The organism is Parapedobacter sp. 2B3 (assembly GCF_041925275.1).
Classification (GTDB): domain Bacteria; phylum Bacteroidota; class Bacteroidia; order Sphingobacteriales; family Sphingobacteriaceae; genus Parapedobacter; species Parapedobacter pyrenivorans_A.
Map to the genome: position 1 here is coordinate 517,142 of NZ_JBHEUZ010000001.1, position 24,538 is coordinate 541,679.

Annotated in this window: 15 protein-coding genes; 2 read left to right on the plus strand and 13 right to left on the minus strand. The window is 49.5% G+C overall.

The window, feature by feature from the left end:
• Positions 1-140: 140 nt before the first annotated feature.
• Together ACEVG1_RS02110 and ACEVG1_RS02115 are read left to right on the plus strand one after the other, a co-directional pair.
• Complete coding sequence (locus ACEVG1_RS02110; RefSeq protein WP_374741897.1) at positions 141-2,444, plus strand: PAS domain S-box protein; 2,304 nt, start codon at positions 141-143, stop codon at positions 2,442-2,444.
• A 4-nt stretch (positions 2,445-2,448) separates the two neighbouring features.
• Positions 2,449-2,856, plus strand: coding sequence for a response regulator (locus tag ACEVG1_RS02115; protein ID WP_374741898.1), 408 nt, complete (start codon positions 2,449-2,451; stop codon positions 2,854-2,856).
• 7 nt (positions 2,857-2,863) lie between these two features.
• Here ACEVG1_RS02115 and ACEVG1_RS02120 read toward each other — a convergent pair whose 3' ends face one another.
• The 13 genes from ACEVG1_RS02120 to ACEVG1_RS02180 all read right to left on the minus strand — a co-directional run bounded on the left by ACEVG1_RS02120 (position 2,864) and on the right by ACEVG1_RS02180 (position 24,322).
• Entirely contained in the window at positions 2,864-5,803 is a 2,940-nt protein-coding gene (locus ACEVG1_RS02120; protein WP_374741899.1) for an FAD-binding and (Fe-S)-binding domain-containing protein, read from the minus strand.
• Positions 5,804-5,909: 106 nt separating this feature from the next.
• Positions 5,910-6,557 (minus strand): DUF1080 domain-containing protein, encoded by a 648-nt coding sequence (locus ACEVG1_RS02125; RefSeq protein ID WP_374741900.1) that lies wholly within the window; start codon positions 6,555-6,557, stop codon positions 5,910-5,912.
• Positions 6,558-6,637: 80 nt separating this feature from the next.
• Complete coding sequence (locus ACEVG1_RS02130) at positions 6,638-7,489, minus strand: fumarylacetoacetate hydrolase family protein (protein ID WP_374741901.1); 852 nt, start codon at positions 7,487-7,489, stop codon at positions 6,638-6,640.
• A gap of 216 nt (positions 7,490-7,705) precedes the next feature.
• Positions 7,706-11,200: a PVC-type heme-binding CxxCH protein gene (locus ACEVG1_RS02135; RefSeq protein ID WP_374741902.1), complete on the minus strand. Its 3,495-nt coding sequence runs from the start codon at positions 11,198-11,200 to the stop codon at positions 7,706-7,708.
• Between the two features lie 16 nt (positions 11,201-11,216).
• Positions 11,217-12,080 carry an SMP-30/gluconolactonase/LRE family protein gene (locus ACEVG1_RS02140; RefSeq protein ID WP_374741903.1) on the minus strand — a complete coding sequence of 288 codons (864 nt, stop codon included), beginning with the start codon at positions 12,078-12,080 and terminating at the stop codon, positions 11,217-11,219.
• Positions 12,080-14,641, minus strand: a complete 2,562-nt coding sequence (locus ACEVG1_RS02145; RefSeq protein WP_374741904.1) for an NPCBM/NEW2 domain-containing protein — start codon at positions 14,639-14,641, stop codon at positions 12,080-12,082. The genes ACEVG1_RS02140 and ACEVG1_RS02145 overlap by 1 nt, the downstream gene beginning before the upstream one ends.
• A gap of 32 nt (positions 14,642-14,673) precedes the next feature.
• Positions 14,674-16,476 (minus strand): RagB/SusD family nutrient uptake outer membrane protein, encoded by a 1,803-nt coding sequence (locus ACEVG1_RS02150; protein ID WP_374741905.1) that lies wholly within the window; start codon positions 16,474-16,476, stop codon positions 14,674-14,676.
• 11 nt (positions 16,477-16,487) lie between these two features.
• The gene (locus ACEVG1_RS02155; protein ID WP_374741906.1) at positions 16,488-19,637 is read right to left on the minus strand and encodes a SusC/RagA family TonB-linked outer membrane protein; all 3,150 of its coding nucleotides are present in this window, start codon (positions 19,635-19,637) and stop codon (positions 16,488-16,490) included.
• A gap of 85 nt (positions 19,638-19,722) precedes the next feature.
• Positions 19,723-20,772, minus strand: coding sequence for an L-rhamnose/proton symporter RhaT (locus ACEVG1_RS02160; RefSeq protein WP_374741907.1), 1,050 nt, complete (start codon positions 20,770-20,772; stop codon positions 19,723-19,725).
• Between the two features lie 11 nt (positions 20,773-20,783).
• The gene (locus ACEVG1_RS02165) at positions 20,784-21,743 is read right to left on the minus strand and encodes a C-terminal binding protein (protein ID WP_374741908.1); all 960 of its coding nucleotides are present in this window, start codon (positions 21,741-21,743) and stop codon (positions 20,784-20,786) included.
• 18 nt (positions 21,744-21,761) lie between these two features.
• A complete protein-coding gene (locus ACEVG1_RS02170; RefSeq protein WP_374741909.1) occupies positions 21,762-22,568 on the minus strand; it encodes an SDR family NAD(P)-dependent oxidoreductase in 807 nt (268 codons plus the stop codon).
• A 30-nt stretch (positions 22,569-22,598) separates the two neighbouring features.
• On the minus strand, positions 22,599-23,534 hold the full coding sequence (locus tag ACEVG1_RS02175; protein WP_374741910.1) for a hypothetical protein: 936 nt from the start codon (positions 23,532-23,534) through the stop codon (positions 22,599-22,601).
• 26 nt (positions 23,535-23,560) lie between these two features.
• Complete coding sequence (locus tag ACEVG1_RS02180) at positions 23,561-24,322, minus strand: SDR family NAD(P)-dependent oxidoreductase (protein WP_374741911.1); 762 nt, start codon at positions 24,320-24,322, stop codon at positions 23,561-23,563.
• Positions 24,323-24,538: the final 216 nt, after the last annotated feature.

Sequence of the window (24,538 nt, forward strand, 5' to 3'; positions counted from 1 at the left end):
TTCCTGTCCGGAATACAGGGGCAGTTGTTTTACCTGTTTGTGCTTCGTGTTGAATAAAATAATTTTAGGATTTTTAGAAGAAAGCATTTAATTTTATGTCTTTGGAGATTTGGAGAAGACTTAACTGAAACACACAAGCCATGATCGGCGAACAACATTACTCGGATGTATTCCAAGCACTGCCCACCCCGTGCGTGATGCTGCTCCCCAATGCCCCCCATTTTACGGTAATAAACGTGAGCGACGCTTACCTCGAGATTACCAACATCCAACGGGAAGATATGGTAGGGAAAGGTTTCTTCGAGGTTTTCCCAACCAACCCTTACCAAAACAACACCATATGGCGGAACATTTTCGACGAAGTCATCCGTAAAAAAAAAACCTGCAAAGTACCGCCACAGAAATATGCCTTCCCAACGGCAGACGTACCCGCACGACTGGACGTGAAATACCTTGAAGTCGTCAACACGCCTGTCCTTGATAATCAGGAAGACATCCAGTTTATCATCCGTTCAATGACGGATGTGACCCACACCGTCCACCACGAAAAATTCTATGAAGAAACGCAACGCACCGCCCATATTGGCAGTTGGGAAGTTAACATGGCACATCAAACGGTCATGTGGTCGGAAGGGCTGCGCGACATTTATGAGGTGACGCCAGACTTCAAGCCTACCTTCAGGGTGCTTGAAGAGTTTTACCCCGATCCGCATGCCCATCGGGCGTTCGAGGATGCGTTTGTGAAAGCTACGAAGGACGGAACGGTCTTCCGCCTTACACTGCCCATGGTTACGGCCAAACGCAATGAACGGTGGGTGTCTATCGTGGGCAAGTCAGATCTTGTAAGCGGCGCTTGCATCCGCGTATATGGCATTACGCAAGATATCACGGATAGCAAACGCCTCACGGATCTAGACGATTTGGAAAAAACCATCTTGGAGATGAGTGCCCAGCGGGATACGCCGCTCTCGGCTATCTTATCGCATTACGTGCTTGGCATCGAAGCGCTATATGGCGGCATGTATTGCTCCATATTGGGCGTTCAGAACAATCGGCTGGTCAGCTGGATTGCTCCGTCATTACCCGAGTCATACATTGCCGCTGTCCACAATCTTCCCATTGACGACAACGGGGGTTCGTGCGGCTCCGCCGCATACCGGCGAGAGCGTGTTATCGTTAGCGATATCGCCACCGATCCAAAATGGGCAAACGCCAGGGAGCTGGCGCTCAAGCACGACTTGAGGGCCTGTTGGTCGCATCCCATCATCGATTCCCACGGTAATGTGATTGCCGTGCTCGGCATCTATTATAAACAGGCAAAATTCCCCAATCCCGAAGAGCTCCTCATCATTGACCGCATGAGCGCGCTGCTCAACATCCTCATCGAAAACCGCCAGAATGCCGACCGTGTGCGCGAATCGGCCACGATGATGGCACAAGGGCAGGAGCTGGCCCGCTTTGGCAACTGGCAACTCGATTTGGAGAACCATCGGCACACTTGGTCGCCGGCATTATGCGATATCTATGGCATTGACCCCCTGGTATATGCGCCCAGTTATGATAACTACCTGGCCCTTGTCCATCCGGATGACCGGGCACGGGTTGAACAGCTAGTGCAGCGGATCTTCCAAACCTACGAAGACACCGTATTTGAGGAGCGGATTATCCGGCCCGACGGGGAGACCCGCCATCTTCGGTCTTGGGCCCGGCTGGTGCTGAACGATGAGCGGAAACCGACAAAGATAATCGGTGCCTGCCTGGATGTTACCGAGACCAAGCAAGCCGAACTGAAGTTGAAGCAACTGCACACCCAACTGGAGAAACATCTGGCGGAAGTAGCGCAATCCGAACAAAAATACAGCGACCTCTTCCACCTCAGCCCACAGCCCATGTGGGTGTATGACCTGGAAACCTATTATTTCCTCGATGTCAACGCTGCGGCCGTTACCCATTACGGATACACGCGCGAGGAGTTCCTCTCCATGACCATCCTCGACATCCGGCCGCCAGAAGAAATACCCAAGTTGGAAGAGGCCGTTGCGCTATCGAGGCGATATAACAAACTGTTCTTTAAGGGTACGTTCAAGCACCGCAAAAAAAACGGTGAAATTATCAACGTAGATATACAGAGTAATATCATCCAATTTCATGGGCGAAAAGCCGAGCTTATTTTGGCAAATGACATCACGGAAAAACTATACCACATCGAGGCCATCGAGGCACAGAACAAAAAGCTGCAAGAGATTGCCTGGATGCAGTCGCACCTGTTCCGGGCCCCGCTCGCGCGGATCATGGGGTTGGCCGACCTCATCCAGCACGGCCCCTCCCCCGGTGTCGACCTCGATAAGCTGCTCCGAGCCATCCATGAGTCTGCCATCGAACTGGACAGCGTACTGGGAGACATCACCGAAAAAGCAGAACAAATCAACCTCACTGAGCAATAAACCTATGAAGCTACGTGTTTTGGTTATTGATGACGACGAGATTTTCAACTTAATGGCCGATATCCTGCTCCGCAATCTCGGCATCACCACGCGGCCACAGTGTTTCACCAGCGGACAGGAAGCGTTGGCGTATCTCAGCCGGCAGGGCGCAACGGACACAACCTACCTCCTTTTTCTCGACATCAACATGCCAACGATGTCGGGATGGGAAGTGTTGGAATGCCTGCAAGCGTTGCCCAACCAGCAACGCATCCACGTAGTCATCGTTACCTCCTCGATCGATCGTGCTGACGAGCGCAGGGCATGGGAGTTTGCCCAGGTAATCGACTACATGATCAAACCGTTGCAGCGGGAGAAGCTATTAACACTTAAAAAGCACCGAAAATTAGCAGCTTTTTTCCGCCGGGGCTAGTTGCGGGCTATTGCAGGGCCTGCCACAGTATTTCGACGGGATGGTAGGCCACACGCGCCGCTCCGTCTTTGATCTGGTGGCGGCAGCTGGTACCCGGCGCCGCAATCACCACCTCTGGTGGCGTGTCTCTCACCGTGGGCAACAGCACCAATTCGGCCACTTTCATCGATACATCATAATGCTCTTTTTCATAACCGAACGACCCGGCCATGCCACAGCAACCCGAAGGGATTACCGTTACCTCGTGCCCTTTCGGGAAAGCCAGCATTTTCGAAGTGTACTCCACCAGATGGAACGCCTTCTGGTAGCAATGCCCGTGGAGCTTGATCTGGCGCGGCGTTTCCGAAAACGCGGCGGTGCTGATGTTTCCGGCATCCATTTCTCGCACTAGGAACTCATCAATCAGCAGCGCGTGTTTGGCAAGCTTATGGGCGTCCGTCAGTAACGGTTCATCGGCCAAATCAAGGTATTCATCCCGGAACGTGAGGATGGCCGACGGTTCAATACCGATCAACGGGGTTTCCTCGGTTATCACCTCTTTCAGATACCGGATGTTGCGGTTGGCGATGGCTTTGGCCTTCCGCACCAACCCTTTCGACAGGTAGGTGCGGCCGCTTTCCAGGTGTTTTGTTAGCCGCACGTCGTAACCCAACGCCGTGAGCAGCCGATAGGCAGTTTGGCCGATCCCTACATCGTTATATTCGGTAAACTCATCACAAAAGAGGTAGACCGTACGCCCTGTCGCGGGCCGTCGCTGGCTACGTGCCTGGCGGCGGACCCACCTGCGCAAGGTGGTCTTTCCCACTTCCGGCAGCGACCTGTCTTGGGCGAATCCCAAAATGCGTTTCACTAACGGCGACAACGTGTTGCTCTTGATGATCCAATTATACAACCCCGGCACATACGCCGCCAGCCGTTGTGATTTGGTGAAATTGGCAATCACCCAGGCGCGGAATGGCGTACCATCCGCATCGTAGTAATGCTGCAGGAACTCCGCCTTCATCTTCGTTACGTCCACGCCAGAGGGGCATTCCGTTTTACACGCCTTGCAGCTTAGGCACAGGTCCATCACCGCCTTTATTTCGGGATGGTCAAACCGGTTCATTTTTGTGGAGGTGGTAAGAAACTGCCGCAACAGATTGGCCCGTGCCCGCGTGGTATCCTTTTCTTCGCGGGTGGCCATATACGAAGGGCACATGGTACCGCCGGTGATGTGCGTTTTGCGGCAGTCGCCCGAGCCCGAGCATTTTTCCGAGAGCCGCAAGATACTCTCTTGCTTCCTGAAATCGAAAACGGTATCTATTTTTATGGTGCTCGTATCCTGCTCATAGCGCAGGAATTTATCCATCGGCGGCGTGTCTACGATTTTATTGGCATTGAACACCCCCTTGGGATCAAAGATCGCTTTCACCTCCCGCAGTAGCCCATACACTTTTTCGCCCAGCACCGCACCGATAAATTCACCGCGAAGGCGCCCGTCGCCATGTTCTCCGCTGAGGGAGCCGTTATACTTCTTCACCAGTTGGGCGGTATCTGCCAGTACGGCACGGAAAGCATGCCGTCCCTCGTCGGTTTTCAAATTGATCAGCGGTTCCACATGCAGCTCGCCGGCACCGGCATGGGCATAGTACGATGCATCCAGCCCATGGTGGTTCAGTATGTGCTGCAGGTCTTCGATATAGGCCGGCAGGTCTTCCGGCGGCACGGCACAGTCTTCTATCAGGTTCACCGGCTGCGTATCGCCCGGTAGGTTCCGTATCAAGCCGAGGCCTGCCTTGCGCACGTCCCACACCCGGTCGGTTTCCGGTCCCGTAATCAGCGGATGGGCATAGCCCAACCCCTCGGCCAGCAATTCCGCCTTCAACGCTGCGGCTTTGTGTTGCACCTCCCCGGGTGTGTCGCCCCTAAACTCTACCATCAGCAATGCCGCCGGATCGCCCTCGATGAAAAATCGGTTGTACTGGTAGGTCGGGTGGCCTTTGGTAAAGTCCATGATGTATTTATCCACCAGTTCGGAGGCCTCGGGGTGGTGGCGCAGTGCCACGATGTTGGCATGTAGCGACTCGATAAGCGTGTTGCAATGGATACAGAGCAATCCCACTTCGCTGGGTGGCAACGGCAGCAGGTTCAGCTTCGCTTCGGTGAGGATACCCAAGGTACCTTCCGATCCAGCAAGCAGCTTGCAGAAATTAAATGGTTGCGCGGTATCGAGCATCCTATCCAGCGCGTAGCCGGTGTTGCGTCGCGTAAGTGAAGGCTTGGGGTATCCCTGCTTGATGGCTTCGCGGTTGTCGGCATCCGCCAATAAATCATTCATCCGGCGGTAGATATCGCCCTCGCGGGTTGGCAAGGTCAGTTTGCCAAACAAGGCTGCGTCGTCCAATGCCCCGAATACCACTTCCGACCCATCATCGAGGAGCACCGTTGCCCCAAGGAGGTGGCTCCGCGTATCGCCCCAGACAATGGAATGCAGACCGCACGAATTATTGCCCACCATGCCGCCCACCATGGCCCTGCTCGCCGTAGAGGTCTCCGGGCCAAACATCAAGCCATAGGGCCGCAGGTAAGCGTTGAGGTCATCGCGGATGACGCCCGGCTGCACGCGCACCCACCGTTCTTCGGTGTTTAACTCCAATATACCATCAAAGTGTTTGGATACATCCACCACGATGCCCCGGCCCACCACCTGGCCTGCCAGGGAGGTACCGGCCGTGCGCGGAATCAGCGTTACGCCATAGATAGCCGCAAAGGCAATCAGCTCCTCCAAGTCCGCTTTGTTGCATGGCATGGCCACAGCCAGCGGAAGTTCCTGGTATACCGATGCATCCGTAGCGTACGCGCGGCGCAACGCCCGGTGCTCGGCCGTTTCGTTGTAGTAAAGCGGGCCTTCCAACCGGCTTGCCAATTGCTCCAAGCCCTGCATCGTACTATTTTCCTTTCTATCCACCCGGCGAAGATACATATTGACCCGTTATCCGGCATCCTCTATCCATACAATGATAAGATAAGCAGCCATTTTGATAAGATTGGATAGTCACCTCCCCATGGCCAAGTTAATCCGGGAGTACCTTTACACGGATGTTGCGAAAAAGCACTTTGCTGCCGGGGTCATGCCCCTGCAGAGCAAACGTTCCGCTTGAAATGGCACGACCTGTATGGGGGGCGGCAACCGTTTTGGGCTCGTTGTATTCCAGAATGAGTTTTCCATCGATCAGTATCCTCACCTGGTTACCTTTCACGATGATATGCTGCGTGTACCATTGGTTATCGACCACCGGCACCGTGTCTACATGCACCACGCCGTAGATACTGCCCGACCGCCGCCAGTCCGTGTGCGATATATTTACCTGCACCTCGTGGCCGATACGCGGGAACCCTTCCTCCTGAAACTGCGTATGGAAATAGATGCCCGAATTGGAACGGGGGAAGGTCATCACCTCCAGCTTCAATTCAAAATTCTTGAAATCATGGGCGCTTACATCACCCGCATAAAAAAGGTGCGACCGCTCCCCATTCACCACGATGGCACCGTCTTCTACCCGAAAGGTTTCCGGATTTTCATTCACTTTCCACCCATCCAGGGTCTTTCCGTCAAAAAGGGAAATCCACCCTTCGTCAGCTACCTGCTTGGGCAGGTCCGCATTCGTGCCTGCGCCGAACAGCGCAAACAATACCGATAAAAACAAACTACTTGAGCACATGATTTTCTTACTTAGTTTTCTGCTGTTAAAGATATCATTAACTTCGGTAATTGTATACTTTCAATAGGCGTATTCCTTTCCTATGCTGGCTCACACACTTGCTTTTGCTCGCCCAAGCCATCGATAATCAGCTCTACCGTATCGCCTGCTTTAAGGTACAGGGGCGGTTTCATTCCCAGCCCCACCCCTGCCGGTGTACCCGTCAGGATTAGGTCTCCCGCTTCCAATGTCATGAACTGGGAAAGGTAATGAACGATGTAGTACACGTCGAAGATGAGATTTCTGGTATTGCCGTCCTGCATTGTCTGGCCGTTCACGCGGAGCTGCAGCCGGAGGTTATGCACATCGTCCACCTTATCTGCCGTGAGCAGCCAGGGGCCCATCGGGCTGAAGTTATCGCATGATTTCCCTTTGGTCCATTGGCCACCGCGTTCCAACTGGAATGCCCGTTCCGATACGTCGTTCACCACGGTATAACCCGCAATGTAACTGGCTGCCTCTTCCCGCGTTTGTAGGTAACGTGCATTTTTACCGATAACCACACCCAATTCCACCTCCCAGTCGGTCTTCTCGCTATCCCGCGGAATGATGATCGGATCATAGGGACCCACTACGGTGTTGGCTCCTTTTTGAAAGATTATAGGTTCCTTGGGGATTTCCATGTTGGATTCCTTGGCATGGTCGGAATAGTTCAGGCCGATGCAGATCACCTTACCCGGTCGGGCGATGGGTGCTGCCCATCGTTCATCGTCGGCAACTGCCGTTGGCCGCGGATTGATAGAGAGGTACGCTTCAATCTCTTCCAGCCCACCCTTATTAAAAAACTCCCGGTCCCAATCGCTAAACCTGTCAGAAAGGTCCCTTCTTACATTGTGTTCATCCAAAATACCCGGGCGCTCAGCGCCAGGATTACCGAAACGTATTAATTTCATGATGATTGTAAACTATTATTTTGACACTCTGATATTTGCCAATTTCAAATTTCAGAAATCACCGACAAACTTTTCCCCCTAGGTGACAAACGTCTGTCGGATGACCTCCAAGCCGGTAAAATATATAGTAATTTTGATAAGATTGGATAATGCCCTTACCCCCCTTGCTATCAAAATAGCGAAGCAACCGTCATCAATCAATGGTCAAGACCTTACCTACTTTCTCACCATCATAATCCCATTCATCATACGCCAGTGACCCGGAAATGTACAAACATACGGATAATCTCCTACGGCATGAGGAACGGTTATCACCAGTTCAGTCGTCTCATTTGGGTTTACTAATGGTGTACTGAACAACACATCTGCAGATGTAGGCACATACTGCATATCAATCGCATTGGATTGCTTGGCTAATTGGTCGGCGGCCAAACCGACAGTAGCCAATGTACCGGGATTTAGTATTAAAAAATTATGCTGCATATGATCCGGATTCTGAAAGACAATCTTCAGTTTCTTTCCCGGCTTCACTTCAAAACTTGTTACATCATATTTCATTTCGCCAACTACAGCCTTTATGATAATTTCCTCATCTACTGGTACGTGCTGAACGGTAGTATCCCCCACTGGATTGATAACGATTAATCTTGCATTTTCAAATTTTCCACTAAAGTGGAAATCATCCAGATAATTGCCAACATTGGTAGTTTGGGGGGTCGCAGGATCCCACCAATGTAATTTACGATTGTGTCCTATGCGTATAAAATTGCCCGGCGTCTGCTTAAATAAACCTATAGCCTTACCCGTGGCGACTTCGTTACCATCGATGCTCAGCACCATCCTGCCATTGGCCAGCAGTGACGCCTTGACGGAGAATGATGCGGGTAAAACTGCAGTACTATGGATGATTGCAGCCCGGCCTCGCTGGTTAATCTGGAAGTATACCCTACCATCCCTCACATAAACCACATAACCTTCCTTATCATCTCCTTGGGCAATCATCACTCCTTCCTTCAACGCCCCAGACCCGCCAACTTCCTTTACATCTGCAAAAAAAGTAAATTCCCGATCGCCCAAATCGGGAACTTGGCGCCCTTCCAACATGCTATCGAAAACCAATGGGATTAATTTCATCCGTGAGCCAGCAAATAACCGATCTGCCAATGTACCGTCTGTATTGGAGAGACTAGGCGATCCGTACTTTGCCAAATAGGATTTCAAAAATCCGTCACGATGTATCGATCCAGCAATTAGTAAGCCATGGGCTACCCATTTATCATCCACATTCTCACGTTTTTCTAAAGCATCAAAGACAGCCTTGCCCACCCGTTCCGAAGGTGCAGCTTCTGACAAGGCGAGCAAAGCCGCCAATCGGACCCGTAAATCTGCATCATCAATAACACCGGCACTCATCAAACTGTCAACGACTTCCGGCAATTGCATAGGTAAGGTCTGTATAGCCGCTTTACGCACGCCTGGAGCAGGATGTTTCAATGCGCCAATCACTACACGAAGACTTTCGTTTGCCTGCCCATCCAATAAGCCGAGTCCGTGCAACGTCCAGATCGCGTGCATGGCCGCACCATCAATATTGATTTCATCGACCGCTTGGTTACGAATCAACCGATGCAGCTCCTTCGCTACGTTAATATCGCCCCGTTCTACCAGCAAACGTTGCGCCGTGGTCCGCCAAAACAGATTATCACTTTTTAGCCCATTGATCAATGTCTTCGGTTTGTCGGCGGCCAACGCCATCGCCTTACCGGGCTTAGCGTCTTTATGAACAAGCCGATATATCCGCCCTCGCTGATTATCCCTTAATGGGTCGATATAGGCGTTACCCGCACCATTTTCAAACCCATGAGGCGTGGGATTATGCTGAATAATGAAATTATACCAATCCGAAATCCACAACGCGCCATCTGGCCCCACCTTGGCAACTACAGGTCCGAACCAATTGTCCGAACTGGCCACCATATTCCATCCATCCCCTTTTTCCCGAAAGCCAGATCCGACCTGTTCCAATATGTGCCGATGAACCAACCGGCCTGTTGGCTCCGCAATGAAAGCCACCCGATTCCAATAGGTTTTTGGAAACGCACGCGCGGTGTACAGGCTATGACCGGCGGCAGCTGTAAAACCGCCATGTACATCTACCTGCCGCAAATCTTTAGTCAATACGTGTATACCGTAATGGCTATCTATTTTCTCGATACCACGCTCGGCTAAACCTGCTCTTTCGTAATATCGCGCTGGTATGGCAAAAAAATCGCTATGTTCGTTATTAGCGGTCGAGGCGAAAACATCGAACTCTTCCGAGAATCCCAATCCCCATGTATTGTTTGACGTACCTCCTAAAAGCTCCATCTGCTTGCCCTGCGGATCGAAACGGAACACCGCATTTCCAAACCGATGAGTGTGTCCTCCAACATTGCCGTCGAAACCAGCATATCCCACTGTACCCCATATTTTATTGTCCATTGCGTAGTGTAGGCTAGAAGGGCCTGCATGCGTATCGGAAGTTCCCCATCCTTCCATCAATACTTCTTGCACATCGGCCTTATCATCGCCATCTTCATCTTTGATAAATAGGAAATGTGGTGCCTGTGCAACGATAACGCCACCATTTGCGAACACAAATCCCGTAGGGATGTTTAGGTGTTCGGCAAAGACCGTAAATTTATCCGCTTTACCATCCTCATCCGTGTCTTCACAGATGACTATCCGATCATCCCCTTGGCTTTTGTCGTTGCGAACGGAATTTGGGTAATCTACGGTTTCGACAATCCAAAGACGCCCTTTTTCGTCCCATTCCATCGCGATAGGGTTTTTAATATCCGGCTCGCTGGCGAACAATTCAAGCCTAAACCCGACGGGTACTTGTATCAATGTCTGTGATTCTTCTGGGGATAACGGCAACTGATAGCGCGGCGGCGGGTCTCTACGTTCGTAATTTGGCATTTTGGCGCTTTCATACTTCGGTTCGGCCACGGTAAACCCTGTTTTCCTCGCTACCGCTTCGTCGCCAACGGCCCATAGCAAACCACTTTTGACCAATTGGATAAATCCGGGATTTTTGAATGTTCTGGCATCATGACCGAACGCCGTATAGAAAACCCGGCCTCGACCATACTCTTTCACCCAGGCATAGGGCTCGCGGCCCGTGCTATCCACCCGCTCCATGAGTACGACGATATCGTCGGCCAACCGCTCGTGCACATAGGTCTCATCCCATTCCGTTGTAAATGGCCAAACACCCTGCATTGCTGGATGCTCTGACTCGAGGATTTCTGCAGAAAAAGAGCCTTCGCCATGGCTTTTAAACATCCCACCAATGAGCGACACCACTTCCGGATTATTGCGAAAGCAAAACGATCCGGAATGAAGCGGTACAAATCCCTTTCCAGATGCTACGAAGTCCAGCAACCCCTTGGCTTGCGAATCACTGATGGTATCGTGATTCGCGTAAAGAATCAATCCATCATACTGTCCTAATTCTTCCCGGGCCAAGTCTTCCGGATCTGCCGAATAGGTGATGTTAATTGCATCAGGAAAAAATTCCTGAGATAAAATTTCCGCCATCTGTTCCGCATCGTGCTGTTTACGATTGTCGCCAAGAAAAAATATTTCCAGTCTTCGCGGGCCATCATTCCGCTCCCCACCTGTACAGCCAATCAATAATATTGATAAAAAAAAGAATAACCTTTTCATATACACACTACGCCAATCATTCAATGCCAATTCCACTAATCCGGAACAATGCTCCAGCCAGTGGCTGCTCTTTAAGTTCGTCGGGAGTCAATCCCAGCCGTGCCGTTGTCACAAACAAGTCGCTGAGGTTTTCGCCGCCAAAAGCACAGGAGGTCACCAATGAGACCGGGAGGCGTATTTCGCCCAACTTTCTGCTCGTATTCGGATTCCAGCAAGCAACTTTTCCCCCACCCCAACACGCTATCCACAACATACCTTGCGTGTCTACGGCCATCCCGTCCGGAAAACCGTCTTCTTCGGGCACTTCAATTACCGTACGTCTGTTTGTGATGTTACCATCGTTTGCTACAAAGTCATAAGCTACCACTTCGCGCGTAGGCGTATCGATAAAATAAAACGTATCGTTGGCTAAGTTCCAACCCAGCCCGTTCGAACACGAAACATCAGAAATCTTAAGAGTCACCGAGCCATCCAATTCGAGCGCGTAGAGTTTACCTGCTCCGGGTATACCTGTCATTTCGTCCATCGTGCCAGCCCAAAACCGGCCCGTCACGTCACATTTCCCGTCATTGAATCGATTATCCGGCAAGCATCTTTCTGGATCTGCCACATAATCAACCACCCTATCTTCCAATCGGAGACGTGCAAACCCGCTTTTCGTAGCTGCAATTATCCCTCCTTCGGCATCCAACGCTATTGCCCCGATTTTAACACCAAAGGGAAAGATAGTATGCTTATTCGTTTCCACACTCCACTCATGGATGTTGCCTTGAAGAATATCTACCCAAAGCACACGACGATTGCAACTATCCCACACGGGACTTTCCGCTAGCGTACAACCCGGCGATACAATGACTTCGCAATAACCTACGCCATTCATCAATCGCTGATTTTCTGATACTCAACAATCATCGTTGATTTCTTTTGCGGCATGTCCACGATGTAACCTAGCAATTCCGAGCCGTCGAGTACCACGGTCTTGCTGGTGTTGTAATCCTCCTTCAAATTAAGCCTATACTTAGCGTCGGGTGCTATCGCCCTGGGCGACAACTCAAAACCCGTAAAGGGGCAATCTGCTTGTCTGAACACATAGATCACCCCGGCACCCAAGTCCGAACGGTGCAATTGCCAAGCGTGGAGGTTATCGCTTCCCAACCTAGCCGGTGTAAGCGGATAAAAATCGCCATACCAGAACTTCTGGTAAACCTTGGCTTCGTCAAAAGCAGCTTTAGCCAATGTAGCGTCAAAATTATCCGCCAAGTAATCAAATTCGCCTATTGCGCCCAAGTTTGCGTTGCTACGAAATGTATACGGATCAGGCTCCCACGCAGCAGCAGAAAACATCGGAATATATTGTGCAAGCCCCATGGTTTGCACTTGGTCCCAATTGGGATCTGCTGGCCAACAATTCGTATCCGACCGCCACAAGGGAACCGATATCGCCGTTGTTTCAAGATCGATCCGCCGACCGCCTGACGCGCAATTGTCAATCCACAGACCGGGGTTATTTTTCCGCAATTCGTTCCACATTTCATAGTGCCCCTCCACGTACCTGATCTCGGTTATCCCCTTTCGGTCCGCTGCATCGTTTTTCTGCCAAAATGGGAGTGGATTGATATTGAAGTCATGACGGTACACATCCACACCAAATTTTTTGATACGCTCGTCCAAATAATTGGTAAGGAATTTCCTCGCATCGCGGTCATGTAGTTTAAAAAGTCCGCCATCCTGCCCACCAAACACATATTGCGGGTACTTCGTTGCTATCTCAGAATTCTTACCCACACGTTCTGGCTCGAACCAGAGGACAAACTTCATGTCTCGTTCGTGAATAGCGTCTGACAAGGCTTCGATACCATTCGGATATCGAGCTTTGTCTGGATTCCAATTTCCTACGGCATCCGGAAATTTACCGGGAAACCAAACCGCATCTACCCAATGTGCATTACCACCGACTTCATTCACCTTTTTTACGTAAGCCAATTGCGTTTCAAATTTACCGAAATCGGGGTATTGTCTTTCCGCATAGCGCCCCCAGCCCATGTTGCTGATCAGTTGCTGCACCGGAAGTTTATTTTCCATTTTAGGGGTGTACTCAAACATGAGCAAACGACGGAACAACACTTGTGCACTAAGGCGATCGGTATGCCACGGCATGATTAATACCCGAGGCTGCCGGATGGATTCTCCCGGAAGCAGTACGGTCGAAATGGTTTGCATACCAGCAGCAATTGAAATCGCCTTCCCATCTTCGTTTTTGAAGTCGGCCCCCCACTGTCCCGACCAACCGACCGCCACGAAAACACCTTCGCTGGGAGCATGGTCATTCGCCGCAACGTGTTGCAGGTTCCAGAAAGGGAACACATGATTGGACGAACGTCCGCCAATGGGGGTAAAGTGACGGGTTTCTCCCTTACCCAACGGGTATGATAGCGGCACCCAAGATCTTTCGTTGCACTCGTCTCCGTTCAACGTATTGATAACACTTCCGCGATTTCCAGCTTTCACCGATAGATCGAGTACACTTACACGTTCAATCAATGGGGTATTTGTTTTACCTGTATTCGTAAAATTCAACACCCAATCGGCGGCGGCAAAACTTTCGAACCACTTCACCACCGCCTCTACCTTCAATCCTGTTCCAGAATCTGTCCACGAATAAACCGTTTCCAACGGATGCGACACCCGCTTTTCAAACGCCCATGAAGAAAGGAACTCGCGGGATGATTTTCCATTATACTCGAATGAGAAAGGTATGCTTTCACGAGCAACAGCCAGTTCTGTAGTGGCCGTCAAGTCGTAAATTTTACCCGATTTCCCAATCGCTATTGGGTTACACCAATTAGCCTGATCGTAATCGTGACCATCTGCTGTTGGGTCTACAACCAGCGTGAGCTCCTGTGTACCATCAGGGAGTCCAACCGAAAGATCAAATGCTGCATCCGAACCTCGTAATACCGATGTCCGACCCACTTCCTGCTCGCCGTGGCGGAGCAGGAACTGAACAGAGCCAAGCTTTCCCTCTGTTTGGTGGTTATTATCAATACCCACTGCGGCCGAAAATTTGACTACCGGCTCCGGAAAAGTGACCTTTATCCGGCTGCTGGCATGCGTACCAAGGCCCTTTTTAAATACCTTGTCGCCAATCTTGAGCGGTGTCCCCAAGCAAGATTGATTGTAATGCATGGTACCCCAGCCCTGTTCAATCAACTGCAGCTCCATCACATCCAACCGGTTGGTCAACGGCCGACCGGAGAATAGTGCATCCACCGCATCCTTAAACCGGGCTACGGCATCCGATGTAGGCATGATATCATCGTTCACCAACTGAGGTCCCCACCGATTAAAATCAGTGCTGTTTATTGAAAAAGGGCTGTCCCCCTGCGCCCAAGCGAAGGATAAGTTGGCTAGGAAAACTAATAATACAATCGACTTCTTCATAACAAATCTCAAATTAACCATTCTGCACCTATTTACCAATCGTGATTCTGAACGATGCTATTGTTCCTGTCAATCTCGGCTTGCAAAATAGGCCATAGCGCATATTCTGGGTGAGACACCCTTTTTTCGAATACTGTTCTTTTGTAAAACTCAGGATCGGAAATACTCTCCCCCTTTAATACATCCATCCCGTAAAAATCTCCACCTTCTGTCTGTTGAGCAATCTTCCACCGTCTCACATCGAAGAATCGATGGGTTTCGAATGCTAGCTCCACCCGTCGTTCCTTTCTAATCAACGTCCTTACCGCGTCCTGTCCCCCAGGTGCCGGCAACCCCGGCGTACCGTACTGCGGAATACCTGCGCGTTCCCTAACTAGATTGATATAGTTTAAGATATCTGCGTGGCCAGGTGAGTATTCATTGAGTGCTTCCGCGTAGTTCAAATAAATCTCAGCCAAACGGATCAATGGATAAGGCCTTCGAACGCCTTTATTCAATCTTGGGTTTGCATTAGGGTGAATATTCTTTTTTACAAGATAGCCTGTCCGCGAATAGTCAACTGACCCTTGAGATCCGGAATTACCGTTTCGATGCAGTCCAATTATCTGTACACCTTCTTCGGTATTTATCCATTCGGACCCATTATAGACAATGGATGCATAAAACCGTGGTTCTCGATTGGCGTACATGCTAAACGTACCTGCGTTCGTATACTTTCCGTCGGTATTCGTAAAACCCGACTCGGTATAGCCCGAGCCATTGTCATCGATTGCCTTTCCGTTTGCCATAAAATACGCATCGACCTGTTGTTGCGTGGCAGCCATACCGCTCCAACCACCGCCGAAACGAGGGGTGCAAAACCGTTCCCATTCCAGGCTAACCCAGTCTGACCTTACAAAAATCATTTCATTGTTCCATGGTTCCAGAAATACATCCCGGTAAGAAAGCAACGGATCAAGCTGACCTGTATTGTCGTAAACCTTATATAGGCTAAACGCATTTAAGTCGATCACCGCCTTCGCCGCATCCGCCGCTGCTTTCCATTTTTCAGCATCGTATTGCTGCGCGTATAATGGCGTGCCATCTGGATTCACGAAAGACGCATAGTCTGTATTCCCGTTATTCATCGGGCTAGCGGCGTACAGCAGTACACGAGACTTCACAGCCATGCAAGTTGCACGAGTAGCCCGACCGGCATCCCGGTCGCTAACATGTTGAACCGGCAAAACCCGAGCAGCGGCATCCAACTCGGATACAATATGCTGAATGCAATCGTCATATGTATTCCTAGGTATCTGCAATTCGGAAAGTGGCATATCTGGCGGTATAATTTCATTAATAATAATGACAGGGCCATATTGTCTTACCAGGCAAAAGTAAAACCATGCCCGCAAGAATTGCGCTTCGGCTTTATACTGTTCGATTAAATCTAATCCTTGCTGTCCTAGCGCCAAAATTTCGGCATTACCACCAATATTCTCAATAAAATAGGTCGCAGATCGGATACCCCGATAGTAATGTTCCCACGTCTGCCCGTAAGCAACGTTGGGATCCCACGAACCAAGATTTATCGCGTAGGTAAACATATAATCCCGGGCCCAAGACACGTCTCCTTCATCAGACATTCCAAACCATGGATTATCAGACCACTGGTTATGCTCATCTTTTATATAGGCATATACATTCGCCAAATATTGTTCAGACTCCAGTCGACGTTGAAAAACTTCATCTATGGTAATCCGGTCATTAGGTACTTGACTTAGAAAATCCTTCTTGCAAGAACCAAGAATCACCAAAAAAAACAATGCTGGTACTATTGACTTCAAATACTTCATCTTTCGAAAAACTAAAATGCGACATGCAAACCTAGACTATAAACTTTAGACTGCGGGACACCCGCACCTCTTCCATCCCCCATTTCCACATCCCATAGGTTGAATTTGGAAAAGGTTAACAGGTTGAATCCCTGGAAAAACAATGTGACGTCGTCAACCTTCAGCCGATTTGCAATCGACTTTCCAAAACTATAGGTCACATCCAGTGTCTTCAGCCTTAAAAAAGCACCATTTTTCACCCACCACGAACTGCGCCGGTAGTTCATGTTTTCATCTCCGAATGTCAGTCGGGGAAAGAATGCGTTGGGGTTGGGATCATCAACCGTCCACCGGTCTTCAACGACAGAAAGGAGGTTGCCACGTGTGGAGCCCTGTTGGAACGGCACAAATCCGTTTCCATTGGCAAAAATGCTTACATTTCCAACCCCTTGAAAGAATGCATTAACAGCAAATCTTTTGTACGCAACACCGAGGCGCGCACCGTAAACCAATTCCGGGAAAGCACCGTACCCGATGGGTGCCTCATCGTTTAAATCGATCACCCCGTCTTCATTCAGGTCCCTATATTTGATATCACCTACACGCACATCACCCGTTTGACTGGCACTGTTGGCAATCTCCTGGTCCGAAGTAAACAATCCCTCTGCGATAAGTCCAAACGGCTGCCCGATTTTCTGGCCTTTACGCTCACGCCAAGGGTAGTTCCAAGCAGGCATATCATCGTCAATCACTTCACTCCTTGCATAGGTAACCGTACCGGTCAGATTAATGTGCAGGTCTTCAGAAAGTGCACGTCGGAACGAAATCGAACCATCTATCCCGCGGTTACTGCTAATTCCGAGGTTACCGTATGGATTGTTTCGTAGGCCAATATACGAAGGGAGCGAAGAACGTCTCAGAAACGAACCCTCACGCCGTTCATCAAAAAAGTCCATTTGTATATTCAGGTTGTTTTTCAACAGGGTCAAATCTATCCCGATATTGGTTTTCATCGATTTTTCCCAACTTACGTCAACGGCGTATTCCTCGATATCCTTACCGGTATAGGTATTGCCCCATTCTTTGCCAAAAACATATCCGCCCTGCCCCGAACCAACGGTACCGATGTATGCAAAACGCCTACCGCCGATGTCAGCATTCCCGGAAAGTCCTCTGGTAAACCTGATTTTGCCCACGTTTACCACATCCTTTATGCCGGCAAAGATTGCTTCCTCCGAAAACACCCACCCCAGACCAAAGGAGGGGAAAAAACCGTACCTCCGCGATGGTGCAAAATTCTCTGACCCGTTGTAGCCTGCGTTTACTTCAAACAGGTAGCGTTGCTTAAATGCATACGTAGCCCTTCCCGCCACCCCCATGAAACGCGAAGGCAGTGAGCCGATCACATCGGACGCCGAGTTGTTGATGGCATCGCTCCAATTATAGAGCATCATGCCCGTCACCTCATGGTCGCCAAATGAGCGTTGGTAGTTGACGGCAGACTCCGAATAAAACCGCCGTGTGGTGAGATTCTGGGGCCTGGCAAAACCCAGGTAAGGTGTCCCAATCCGCGTAGGTTCCAATACCAGGTTACCATCGCTATCCCGCATGGTTGCCAAGTACGTATCCGGTGATTTCTCACGGAAAACAAATACCTCATTGAATGTATCAAAAGCAAACAGCGAGTACGCGGACAATCCCTCCGTAAGAAAATCCAACCGCTGCGTAGCCTTCACATTGGTATTCATCTGGCTTCGAGTCACCGTTCGGTAGCCGGTCTGGGTAAGGGCGGCATACGGATTGAATGGCCTGGAATCGCCTGTACGTTCGGAAGGGATCGTACCATCCGAATACCTTGCAGGATAGACGACAGATGGCACTTCCATTACCAAGCCAAACAATTGCGGGAAATTGACTCCCGGGTAATTCCCGTCGATGATATAGCCTTGCACTCCCATATCCACCGTCGTGGTAGGTGTAGCCTTCAAAGACAGATTAGACGTAAAATTGTACCGGTCCAATCCCAGCCTCGAATCATACTTTTGAAGCTCGTCGGTTTTGAACTGGGCAATCTCATTGATAAATGATCCGGAAACGTAGAAATTAGCCCGTTCACTACCTCCCCTCATATTCACATTGAATTGACTTGTTTTCCCGTAGTCGTCGAGAATCTCATCAAACCAATTGGTATTGGGATATAGATCCGTGTCGACGCCGTCAATTGTCTTTTGGATATCCTCTTCGGTATATAGGGGCTCACGACCTCGCGTTAGGTTGGCTTCATTTGTCATGCGCATAAACGTTATACCATCTGCCAGGTCCGGTATTTTCGTAAAGTCCGATATGCCTTGGGTAAAGTAAGCGTTGATTTTCACATCGCCCACCGAGCCTTTGCGGGTATTTACCAAAATGACGCCATTAGCTCCGCGAACACCGTATACCGCTGTAGCTGAAGCATCCTTTAAAATCGAAAAACTTTCGATGTCTTCTGGCGGCACATCCTGCAGCGGCCGTTCCACGCCATCTACCAATACCAACGGGCTGCTACCGCCCGAAATGCTGGATATCCCCCGAACCCAAATTCCGTGATTTTCGAAACCATTCTCACCGGTACGCTGCAGCCCTATCACACCCGAAATTCGACCCGCTAAAACCGTGGCCAAATTCCTAACGGGAGTTTTCAGTTCCTTTGGTGATACCGAAGCCTGCGCACCTACCGATGTGATTTTCTTTTGCGTACCAAAACCAACCACAATTACCTCATCCAATTCGGTTCCATCTACCTCCAATGTCACATCCAATGTGGTCTGAGTGCCTAATTCGACAGACTGCTTTACGTAACCCACGTAGCTAAAATCGATAACGTCTCCTCTTAAACCACTAATGGCGTACATCCCGTTATCGCCCGTCTGCGTGCCCGAATTCGGTCTTCCCTGCACAGCTACACTAACGCCGGCAATCGGGTTGCCCAGTGTATCGGTTACCTTTCCGCTAACAACCGTCGTATCCTGCACAGGCACCTCCCCCAACCCATTGCCCAAGCGATCGGTTGCCATAGTGGCACTTGCATGCCCCAATAGCGGAGGAGCGAATAGGAATACTCCAGCGAGCAACAAGCACGCCATTAGAACACCGCTTTTGTCCGGGTATAGTTTACCCGCATAAAAAAACAACTTTATCATAATCTAAAAAATTAATAATTTGGCATGAAAAACCCGAATCGTCGGGTATACGAAATTCAAAAAACAACCAATAACAAATTAATAATCAATACATCGAATTGCTGCCAGCCAGTAGAATCACCCCTAAGATGATTACAGCAATAGACCAATACATAGTTTTCCTTGGTGAGCCGCGAACCTCTTTCCACTCACCGTTGACGAAACCCACTATTTGATTCCCCAAAATCTGTGTAGACTGCTGAATAGCAAAGCCAACCGAAGCACCCAACGCGCCCAGCAACACCATCCCTTTACCCATCAATACAATGGATAGGATGAATTGCGCACCGGCAACATAGCCCACCAACACTTCAATACCACTCAAGGAAAAGGATTTCAACGATTTGCGTTTAACCATAAGGTACACACCGTAACCAACGTTTACCACCGCTCCACCAAGCATCGCCAACGCCCACACACTGAAGTTCCCAACCGTCTCAGAAGCGCCTTGTTGCAGCACGGCACCGAGAATCGCATCTTGGCTGTATACGAATGTCAATGAAATTCCTGCAGAAAGAACACCTGCCAATACAACCAGCAGTATGTTTTTCCGAAAAGCACTGACGATTTGATGGCTTCGGCTATAATTGGTTTTACGATGCAACAGCTTCTCCCTGTACAAACCCGCCCTGCTTGTAAGCACTACACCCACCAGCAAAACCAATAATCCAATCAAAATTACAACCCCTTGATTGCTGAACAATGTAGGCGCATCGGCAAAACGGCCATCTCCCCTTACTAGTAGCGGCATAATTACGCCAACCGACATTCCCAATGAGGTGAGAACGGCGCCAGTTATAGCGGCCCCTATTCTGATTACGCAAACCAAATAAATTACATTCGCAACACCCCAACTAACCGACAAAAGGTTGGCAATAAGCAGTGTACGCACACCTACCACATTGATGAGCTCCGAGACGCTTCGTACGCCGCATAGCATAATTACCCAAGGAATCAGCACAATGCCAACCAGCATATACGTGAAGAGAAAATACTCAAAACGAAGTGTTTTGATTTTTGCCAACGGCCACGCGATGGTACCAGTGCCAAGTCCCGCACCAACAACCAATAACAAACCAAGTGAAAGCTCGCTCATCGATGTAATAGTTAAGAAAACGGAATAACACTGTGCAATGGTGGCACCCCGCTTATCGCTCTCAGCGCCTCTTCAGCAACCTTCCGTTGAAGCAACGGAATACTCCGCCGGCTATACCACGCCACATGAGAAGACAATACAACCTCCGGCATCTCCATCAATTTGTGGCTAAGGGGCAGCGGCTCCTCCTCGAAAACGTCGAGCGCTGCTCCCCATATTTGCCTCTTCGAAATGGCTTCCGTCAGTGCAGCGGTATCAATTAGTCCTCCACGCGATGTATTCACAACGAGCGCATTTGGTTTCATGCGCGCTATCGAGCGACCATTCAAAAAATGGACGGTATCGGGCTTCAATGGCAGATGTAAGCTCAATATATCCGACTGCTGCATCAATGTGTCCCGATCAACCGGTTCGACGTGAAGCAGTCTCATGCTTTCAGGTGCAACAAAAGGATCATACGCTTTTACTGCGAATCCCAAGCCCAGTGCCCGCTTGGCTACCGCTTGGGCGATACGGCCAAAACCCGCCAAACCATAGACCATTTCGTCAAAAGGTGCAACCTCCTTCGGCAGCACAATGCTCCAATCACCCTGCCTTACGTTGGTATCTACTGCCGGTATTTGACGTAAGGCGGCAAGTGCAAGCGCAATCGTGTGGTCGGCCACCTCGTTGATACAATAGTCAGGCACATTACAAACCCGAATGCCCTTTTCCTTCGCAGCCTTCAAATCAATGTTATCAACCCCAATTCCGTACCTAATAATTGCCTTGCATCGTTCCAAGCCCTCAATAACATACTGAGAGATAGATGCCCACTGCACAAGGAGCACATCTGCGTCTCGTGTCTTGAATCTCAGTTCTTCTTCGTCTTTCCAGTCAATCTTCTTCAATTCCGCGTGTCCTTTCAGCAATTCCCTTTCCGGATCATGATTGGCGAAGCCGCTATCTGTTATAACTACGTTAAACAACATGATGTTAACTTTATTTATTTACAAATCAGGAACATAACCCTTACCCAACCGCAATCCGATCTCTTCAAAACCGTTACTGAACGACATCCACGAAGTCGTTCCACCATCGATCACAATCGTCTGCCCTACAATATATCGGGCCTCTTCAGACGACAGGAACACAGCCGCTTTGGCGATATCCAGCGGTGTACCGACGAATCCGGCGGGTATAAATTTGTCAAAGCCTTCAAAACACTCCTCCCCCGATGCCTTATAATGGTTTTGAACCGGAATTAGCCCTGGTGCAATCGCGTTTACGCGAATCTTTTTTGCTGCCAACTCAATAGCCAATTCGCGGGTGTGCGCGATGATCGCACCCTTTGTACCTGCATATACCGCATGTCCTTTACTACCTCGAAGTCCATGAACTGAAGAAAGGTTCAAAATACTTCCTTCGCTCTTCCGAAGGTGAGAAAGCGCTGCTTGTATGATAAAAAACTGGGCTTTTACGTTCACATCGTAAACCTTATCGTATTGTTGTGGCGTTACTTTTTCAAATTCCAGCGTCAAGGTAATCCCGGCGTTGTTTACCAACACGTCCAACCCCCCAAGAAATTCCACGGAATCATTAACCAGTTGAATGGCCTTGGTGATATCACTCAGGTCTGCCCCAATAGCCTTGGCTTTCACTCCCAAAGTAGCCATCTCCTGTACGGCGCTTTCGGCTCCCTCTCCGCTATGCGCATAATGCGCCACCACATCGGCTCCACGCCGCGCAAATTCCAATGCAATCTCTCTTCCTATTCCCGTACCCGCACCAGTAACTAATACTTTCTTACCTTTCATTTAAATTGAGCTATATTGTTTTAAATTTTCTCATCTTTTAATTTGCAGGTTTAGTCCCCACAAATAGGTGCTGTGAGGCGGCACCTTGCTCACCTGTCCACGCTGCTTGGCTACATCCGGTCGATCATAGCAAACCGTACAGGGTTCTATAAAGATATTATACAAACCGCCCCACCCACCTTCATTCATCAAGATGCCTAGGTACGGAACCGTCTCTGCCGTAAAATCCAAACGCAACCTGTGCGGCAGGTCCTTATAAACCAGTTCACACCAGCCCGATTCAAGTTTATTTTCGAAATAGTATTTTTCAAATGCTTTCACCGTCGCCGGTCGGCTTATGTTAGCCGCATAAGTGTCGCCCTGTGCATTCTCGAATAGCGGCCAGTTCAAGATCTCGCCGTATGGTCTATTGGCGTTCGTAAACACAGATACTGCCCGCTTACAGTCATTGGGAACCACCACTTCGGTTCCAACATCCATGTTGAACATAAAATGCCCGGCCCAAAGAAATTCGAAATCAAATGCACTTCGGTTTTTCAGGGAATAGTCAAACCGCAACGTCCGCTCGTCAAGAAAGTAGATCCGCTTCGTTAGCTCATAAGGAAATCGTACACCCTCCACTTTCAATTCTACCGCATCAGTCGTCAGTTCAGATTCCCAAGGCAAGCTCCAAACCTCTCCGTGGTCCGCCATCTTAGCCCCCTTCCAGGGCTCTTCCTGATATTCGCATACATCAATTGTTGGAAACATGTCATCGAAACCACTGCATTCGCCCGCCACGTAATCGCCATCAAACGGTTGGTCCTTGTAGATTTCTCCAGGGCGTTGAACCAAAAATTCAAAGCCCGATTCCTTTGACTGGAATGATACCATCTTTCCTCCAGGATGAGGCAGAAACTCGGCCCTGATTACGCCGTTCTCAAGTACGATGCTATCCTTGTCTTTGTACGTTGATTGTGAAATCATTGACATATGCGAATTAATTGGGTATACTAATATGTCGCTCTCCCTCCCGACACGTCAAACGTAAAACCTGTCGTGAAGCTAGCTTCCTTCGATACGATCCAAGCGCTTATCGCAGCTACTTCCTCCACCGTTCCCAACCGCTTCATCGGAATTTTACCGATCATATAATCCAGTTGCCGCGCGTCTGTATCATCGTTCATAGGTGTTTTTATTACTGCAGGAGCTAACCCATTGATCGTTATTCCTTTTTCAGCATACTCCTTTCCCAATGCTTTGACCATTCCGATGATGCCGGCCTTCATCGCTGAATAACCAATCATATACGGGTTTCCTTCTTTGCCCGCCATCGAAGCGAGCAAGAGGATTCGGCCATACTTACCCGCTTCCATGACTGGTATCGTATGTTTTGCCAATAAAAATGCACTTCGAAGATTAACTTGGTAAAGTCTATCAAAATCCGGCGTCGGGTAAACCGATGTCGAAATACTTGTCGGACCCACAATCGCTGCTGAGTGTACCAAAATATCAATCTTGCCGTACCTATCCGCTACGGCATCTATCACATCCACTACGCTGGGCTCATCCGAAACATCAAGCTGCTGGCCTTCAACCAACAAACCCCTATGGCTAAACTCGCTGACGGTGTTTGCTAACTGTTCCTTATTGATATCCAGCAGCACCACTTGGCATCCCTCTTCCGCCAACCGAAGCGCAATCCCTTTCCCTAATCCATTAGCCGCTCCCGTAACGATGGCTACCTGTTTGTCAAACCGCTTATTCATATTCATCTATTTCTAATCAATAAGACTTGTTTTTTTCCAAGTCGATCGTTATCATTTGTCTCCTTTTGATATTGCTAAATTAGCGCATCCCGCTGCGCAAAAGAAGTACTTCATTTGCATCCTATTGCACGCTATTTACATCGTTCCGGGTACTGCTTTCTACACCAACTACATCTTTGTATCATAAAGAAAGCCAGCTAGTTTTAACCATCGGCTCAACTG

What these genes read in the sequence shown, in the direction of transcription:
- ACEVG1_RS02110 (WP_374741897.1), top strand. Translation starts at nt 141, where the DNA reads ATGATCGGCGAACAACATTACTCGGATGTATTCCAAGCACTGCCCACC.
- ACEVG1_RS02115 (WP_374741898.1), top strand. Translation starts at nt 2,449, where the DNA reads ATGAAGCTACGTGTTTTGGTTATTGATGACGACGAGATTTTCAACTTA.
- ACEVG1_RS02125 (WP_374741900.1), bottom strand. Translation starts at nt 6,557, where the DNA reads ATGTGCTCAAGTAGTTTGTTTTTATCGGTATTGTTTGCGCTGTTCGGC.
- ACEVG1_RS02130 (WP_374741901.1), bottom strand. Translation starts at nt 7,489, where the DNA reads ATGAAATTAATACGTTTCGGTAATCCTGGCGCTGAGCGCCCGGGTATT.
- ACEVG1_RS02135 (WP_374741902.1), bottom strand. Translation starts at nt 11,200, where the DNA reads ATGAAAAGGTTATTCTTTTTTTTATCAATATTATTGATTGGCTGTACA.
- ACEVG1_RS02140 (WP_374741903.1), bottom strand. Translation starts at nt 12,080, where the DNA reads ATGAATGGCGTAGGTTATTGCGAAGTCATTGTATCGCCGGGTTGTACG.
- ACEVG1_RS02145 (WP_374741904.1), bottom strand. Translation starts at nt 14,641, where the DNA reads ATGAAGAAGTCGATTGTATTATTAGTTTTCCTAGCCAACTTATCCTTC.
- ACEVG1_RS02150 (WP_374741905.1), bottom strand. Translation starts at nt 16,476, where the DNA reads ATGAAGTATTTGAAGTCAATAGTACCAGCATTGTTTTTTTTGGTGATT.
- ACEVG1_RS02155 (WP_374741906.1), bottom strand. Translation starts at nt 19,637, where the DNA reads ATGATAAAGTTGTTTTTTTATGCGGGTAAACTATACCCGGACAAAAGC.
- ACEVG1_RS02160 (WP_374741907.1), bottom strand. Translation starts at nt 20,772, where the DNA reads ATGAGCGAGCTTTCACTTGGTTTGTTATTGGTTGTTGGTGCGGGACTT.
- ACEVG1_RS02165 (WP_374741908.1), bottom strand. Translation starts at nt 21,743, where the DNA reads ATGTTGTTTAACGTAGTTATAACAGATAGCGGCTTCGCCAATCATGAT.
- ACEVG1_RS02170 (WP_374741909.1), bottom strand. Translation starts at nt 22,568, where the DNA reads ATGAAAGGTAAGAAAGTATTAGTTACTGGTGCGGGTACGGGAATAGGA.
- ACEVG1_RS02175 (WP_374741910.1), bottom strand. Translation starts at nt 23,534, where the DNA reads ATGATTTCACAATCAACGTACAAAGACAAGGATAGCATCGTACTTGAG.
- ACEVG1_RS02180 (WP_374741911.1), bottom strand. Translation starts at nt 24,322, where the DNA reads ATGAATATGAATAAGCGGTTTGACAAACAGGTAGCCATCGTTACGGGA.